The sequence below is a fragment of the Rhodoplanes roseus genome (genome assembly GCF_003258865.1).
In the GTDB taxonomy this organism is placed as follows: Bacteria; Pseudomonadota; Alphaproteobacteria; order Rhizobiales; family Xanthobacteraceae; genus Rhodoplanes; species Rhodoplanes roseus.
Genome location: NZ_NPEX01000388.1, coordinates 1 through 4,384 on the forward strand (window position 1 = coordinate 1; position 4,384 = coordinate 4,384).

Consider the following 4,384-nt stretch of genomic DNA (forward strand, 5'->3'; position numbering starts at 1 on the left):
CTCGATCTGCCGTTGGGACTGCCGGTCGTGGCGCCGCTGCCGCGTCCGCGCCCGCCGCTCGACGAGGCCGGCCGGCCGCTGCCCCCGAGCCTGCCGACGAATCCCGAGGCGGAGGCGCGCCATGCGGCCTGCCTGGTGCGGCTCGCCGGCCTAGCCGAGGCCGAGCCGGAGCCGCCGGCGATCGGCAAGCCCGGCTGCGAGACGGGCGAGCTCGTCCGCCTCGTCGCGTTTCGCCTGCCGGACGGGTCGCGGGTCGCCGTGCACGGACCGGGCCTTCAGGCTCCGACCCGCCTCCGCTGCAGCATGGTCGAGGTGCTGGCCCAATGGGTGCGCGAGGACGTCGCGCCGCTCGCCGTCGCGGCCGGGGGGCATCTCACCGGCCTGGTGGTCGACAGCTCCTACGAATGCCGGCCGCGCAACCGCATCATCGGCGCCAAGATGAGCGAGCACGGCACCGGCAACGCGATCGACATCCGCGGCCTGTCGCTGCCCGGCGGCCGCACCGTCGGCCTCACCGATCCGGCGGCCGACAAGCCGCTCCGCACGAAGCTGCAGGCCGCCGCCTGCGCCCGCTTCATGACCGTGCTGGGCCCCGGCTCGGACGGCTACCACGAGACCCACGTGCATCTCGATCTCGCCGAGCGGCGAAACGGCATGCGCCTGTGCAAGTGGGAGGTGCGCGACCCGTCCTGGAAGCCGCCGGCCAAGCCCGGCCCGGCGAAGCCCGCAGCGCCGGCGCCGGAGGCCGAGCCCGACGCGCCCGAGCCCGATGCCGCCGCGGGGCCGGCGGAGGAGTAAGGGCCCGCCCGGGACTGATCGCGTCATCCCGAGCAACCGGGTGTCGGCCCGAGCCGCATGACCACGTCCGACCTCACGGTGAGGTGCGAGCCGAGCGAGCCTCGAACCATGGTGGGCGCGGCCCCAAATCGCCACGGCGGGGGCCGCCCCTGCCCTTCGAGACGCGCCTTCGGCGCTCCTCAGGGTGAGGGCGGACGGACGCTTCGACTCAGGGTGAGGGCGGACGGAGGCGTCGACTCGATTGTTTCTGCGCGAACCCTAAGCGGCACGGATCGGTGCGCGTCGCGGGCCGTCGCCCTTCGAGGCTCGCCTTCGGCGAGCGCCTCGGGGTGACGGAGAATTCGGTGCGAAGGAGAGTTTCAGGGCGGCGGGAGTCGCGGGCGGGCGGAGAGCCGACTCAGTTCACGCCGTGCCGGGTGGTGCAGCCGCGCAGCAGGGTGGCCCAATCCTCGCGGACGCGGTCGAGGTCGGTGGTCGCGAGGGTCAGCGTGTAGTCGCTGGCGACCACCTTGCGGGTGGCGAACAGCTCCGGATTGCGCTCGCGGACGGCGCGCTTGAGCATGCGGACCGCCTCGTCGTCCCACGGACCCTCTTCCTCCAGGCCCAGCTCGGTGCGCTCGTAGACCGGGCCGTCGCCGTGCAGGCCGACGGTGACGCGACGCACCGGGCCCCAGCCCGTCTTGGTCTCCGTCACCGCGAAGGCGAGGCGCGATCGGTCGAGGGCGCCGACCCGGATCACGGCGCTGTTCACCTCGAACACGCAGGCGTTCCAGTCCACCGGCCGCACCAGCATGCGCTCGTCGCCCGACAGGGCGAAGCTCAGCGCCCGCGTATAGGGGTCCGCCGGCGGCGAGGCCGTGAGGCTGGAGAAGAACACGGCGCCGTAGAAGGCGAGCGCGGCATTGACGGCGAGCGAGATCATGGGGGTCGTCCTGGCGTCTGCATGTCCGGCTCGAAGCCGCGACGGCGACGTCCGGACCAGAGTACGTATAAATAGCAATGTTGCAGCGCAGCGATTAGTGTGCGCTGCGGCAAGGCATTCCTCGCCTTCAGGACACAATCGTGTCTTCGGGCCGCGACGGCCGGCAAACCGCAAAACCGCACTACGGCGGGAGGTCAGAAGGCGCGGGTCTGCGACCGGGCGGCGGCCTCGTCCTGGATGTCGATCACCCGCAGGTAATTGCGCAGGCGGTTGCGCTCCAGCGTCGCGAGCAGCGCGTTCTGGTGGAACGGCATCAGCAGGTCGGCGAGCGACGCGCTCCACGGCGCGTCCAGCGCGAACAGGACGCCGAGGCCGAACACGCCGGGAATCTCTGCACAGGCGTATTCGCGGCCCTGCGCCATGGCGGCGGCCAGGAAATCGTCGATCGCGGTGAGGACGCCGTTGCGTGGGCCGCCCTCCCGGGTCGCGATGGCGAACGCACCCATGCCGCGGAAGCCACGCCCCGTCACCACGGTCGGATGGTCGAGCACCACGCCGCCGTCATACGAGAAGGGATGGCGGAACGCCTCCGGGATGCGGTCCGGGGCGTAGTACATGTCGCGCCGGGCGCATGGCCACCCGACATCGTGGATGACGGCGAGCATCGGCTTTCCGTCGCGCCGGCAGCAGGCCTCGATCGCCGAGAGCTCGTGAAAAACCGTGTACCAGTTGTGGTCGCCGTCGATCAGCCAGGCGTCGATGCCACCGAGCGCATCGATCGCGTCGAGGCTCGGCTGTGCGATGTGACGGACATGCGGCGCGCCGGCCACCCAGGCGAGGAAGGTCGGCTTCGGGGCGGGATCGACGCAGACGAGCCGTCCCCCGCGCCGCTCGACGTGATCGCCGAGCCGCTCCGACATGCCACCGTATTCGGCGCCGATCTCGACGATGTCGTGCGCATCGGCGAGCCGGAGCGCCGCGAGAATCATGTCCGAGAACTCCGACATGGAGTGAATGAGGAGGTCGGCCACTGTCACGTCCCGTCCGGGCCATCCCGGCCCGTCCCTTGAACGATGCAGCCGCATGGTCCGGGCGAATTTTTCATCGTCCGGACCGAGGGAGCCTCGCGGCGGAGCCCTACTCCTCCTTGTAGCCGTAGGCCGGGACGTTGCCGGTGGCGCCGTAATACTTGAAGGGCAGGAACTTGCCCGACATGGTGATCTTCACGCGGTCGCCCTTCGGGTCGGGCAGCCGCTCCATCTGCATGTCGAAGTCGATCGCCGACATGATGCCGTCGCCGAACTCCTCCTCGATCAGCGCCTTCCAGGCCGGGCCGTTGACCAGCACCAGCTCGTAGAAGCGGTAGATCAGCGGGTCGGTCGGCGGCATCACGGCGTCGGCGCCGCGCATCGGCACCTCGTTGAGCATCGCGGTCTCGGCCTTGTCGAGGCCGAACAGCTCGCCCGCCTTGGCGGCCTGCGGCTTGGTGAGCTTGTGCTGGCCCAAGAGCGCGCCGACCAGCAGCACCGGCGAGAAGCCGCCGATCTGGTCGCAGATGTACTTCCAGGTCCAGCCCTTCTCGCGCTTGATGTCGAGCAGCTTCTCGGTGAGGTCGGAACGGATCATGACGGGTCTCCTGTGATCGGGTGATCTGAAAAGGTCTCCGGCATGCCCGGCCTCGTGCCGGGCATCCACGCCTTGCAGCCGTCAACCGGCCTGAGACGTGGATGGCCGGGACGAGCCCGGCCATGACGACGTGAGTGAATCACCGCCCACCACGGCCGGCTCCGGCATCCCGGGGCGGACGAGGGGCGGATTGCGGCGGTCGAGCGCCGCCTTGCCGGCGTCGGAATAGCTCTTCGAGCGGGTCACCAGGAAGTCGACGACGTGATTGCGCACCGCGTAGTAGAGCGGATGCTTGTGGACGTCGTTGCGGGCGCGGTCGGCCGGCAGCGGGTTGTCGACGATCTCGGCCAGCACGGCCTGCGGGCCGTTGGTCATCAGCACGATGCGGTCGGCCAGATAGATCGCCTCGTCGACGTCGTGGGTGATCATGAACACGGTCTGGCCGGTCTCCAGGCAGATGCGGCGGACCTCGTCCTGCAGGGTGCCGCGGGTGAGCGCGTCGAGCGCCGAGAACGGCTCGTCCATCAGCAGGATCTTGGGCGCGATCGACAGCGCGCGGGCGATGCCGACGCGTTGCTTCATGCCGCCCGACAGCTCCGCCGGCCGTTTCCGCTCGGCGCCCGAGAGGCCGACCAGCGCGATGAACTTCTGCGCCTGCTCCTCCACCTGCGCGCGCGAGAATCCCCGCCATTTGGACGATACCGCATAGGCGACGTTGCCCATCACGGTGAGCCAGGGCAAGAGCGCGTGGCTCTGGAAGATCACGGCGCGGTCGAGGCTCGGCCCCTCGATCGCCTGGTTGTCGACGATCACGGCGCCGTCGCTCGGCCGGTCGAGCCCGGCCAGCACGTTGAGCACCGTCGTCTTGCCGCAGCCCGAGTGCCCGATGATGCACGTGAAGGTGCCGCGCTCCATCGGCAGCCACAGATCCTCGAACACCGTGGTGGTGCCGCCGCCCGTCGCCGGAAAGCGCTTGGAGATGCCCTCGATGGAGATGAATTTTTGGGTCATGGGCCGGCCGCCTGCTGCCACCCTCCC

5 protein-coding genes are annotated in these 4,384 nt (G+C 70.2%); 1 reads left to right on the forward strand and 4 read right to left on the reverse strand.

Translation table 11 applies throughout. From position 1 onward, the window contains the following. Positions 1-798: extensin-like domain-containing protein (locus CH341_RS28700; RefSeq protein WP_111422588.1), on the forward strand; the 798-nt coding region annotated here is incomplete at its 5' end. 397 nt (positions 799-1,195) lie between these two features. Here the strand turns inward: CH341_RS28700 and CH341_RS28705 are convergent. From CH341_RS28705 to CH341_RS28720, 4 genes are all read right to left on the reverse strand, one after another. Then, the gene (locus CH341_RS28705; protein ID WP_111422590.1) at positions 1,196-1,720 is read right to left on the reverse strand and encodes a hypothetical protein; all 525 of its coding nucleotides are present in this window, start codon (positions 1,718-1,720) and stop codon (positions 1,196-1,198) included. A gap of 194 nt (positions 1,721-1,914) precedes the next feature. After that, positions 1,915-2,751 (reverse strand): class I SAM-dependent methyltransferase, encoded by an 837-nt coding sequence (locus tag CH341_RS28710; protein ID WP_111422593.1) that lies wholly within the window; start codon positions 2,749-2,751, stop codon positions 1,915-1,917. A gap of 106 nt (positions 2,752-2,857) precedes the next feature. Then, positions 2,858-3,346 (reverse strand): cyanase, encoded by a 489-nt coding sequence (gene cynS, locus CH341_RS28715; RefSeq protein ID WP_111422595.1) that lies wholly within the window; start codon positions 3,344-3,346, stop codon positions 2,858-2,860. Positions 3,347-3,427: 81 nt separating this feature from the next. Continuing rightward, positions 3,428-4,357, reverse strand: a complete 930-nt coding sequence (locus tag CH341_RS28720; RefSeq protein WP_111422597.1) for an ABC transporter ATP-binding protein — start codon at positions 4,355-4,357, stop codon at positions 3,428-3,430. Positions 4,358-4,384 lie beyond the last annotated feature (27 nt).

Bases quoted from the DNA above. Each gene is read 5' to 3' on its own strand.
- CH341_RS28705 (WP_111422590.1), bottom strand. From the start codon at position 1,720: ATGATCTCGCTCGCCGTCAATGCCGCGCTCGCCTTCTACGGCGCCGTG.
- cynS (WP_111422595.1), bottom strand. From the start codon at position 3,346: ATGATCCGTTCCGACCTCACCGAGAAGCTGCTCGACATCAAGCGCGAG.
- CH341_RS28720 (WP_111422597.1), bottom strand. From the start codon at position 4,357: ATGACCCAAAAATTCATCTCCATCGAGGGCATCTCCAAGCGCTTTCCG.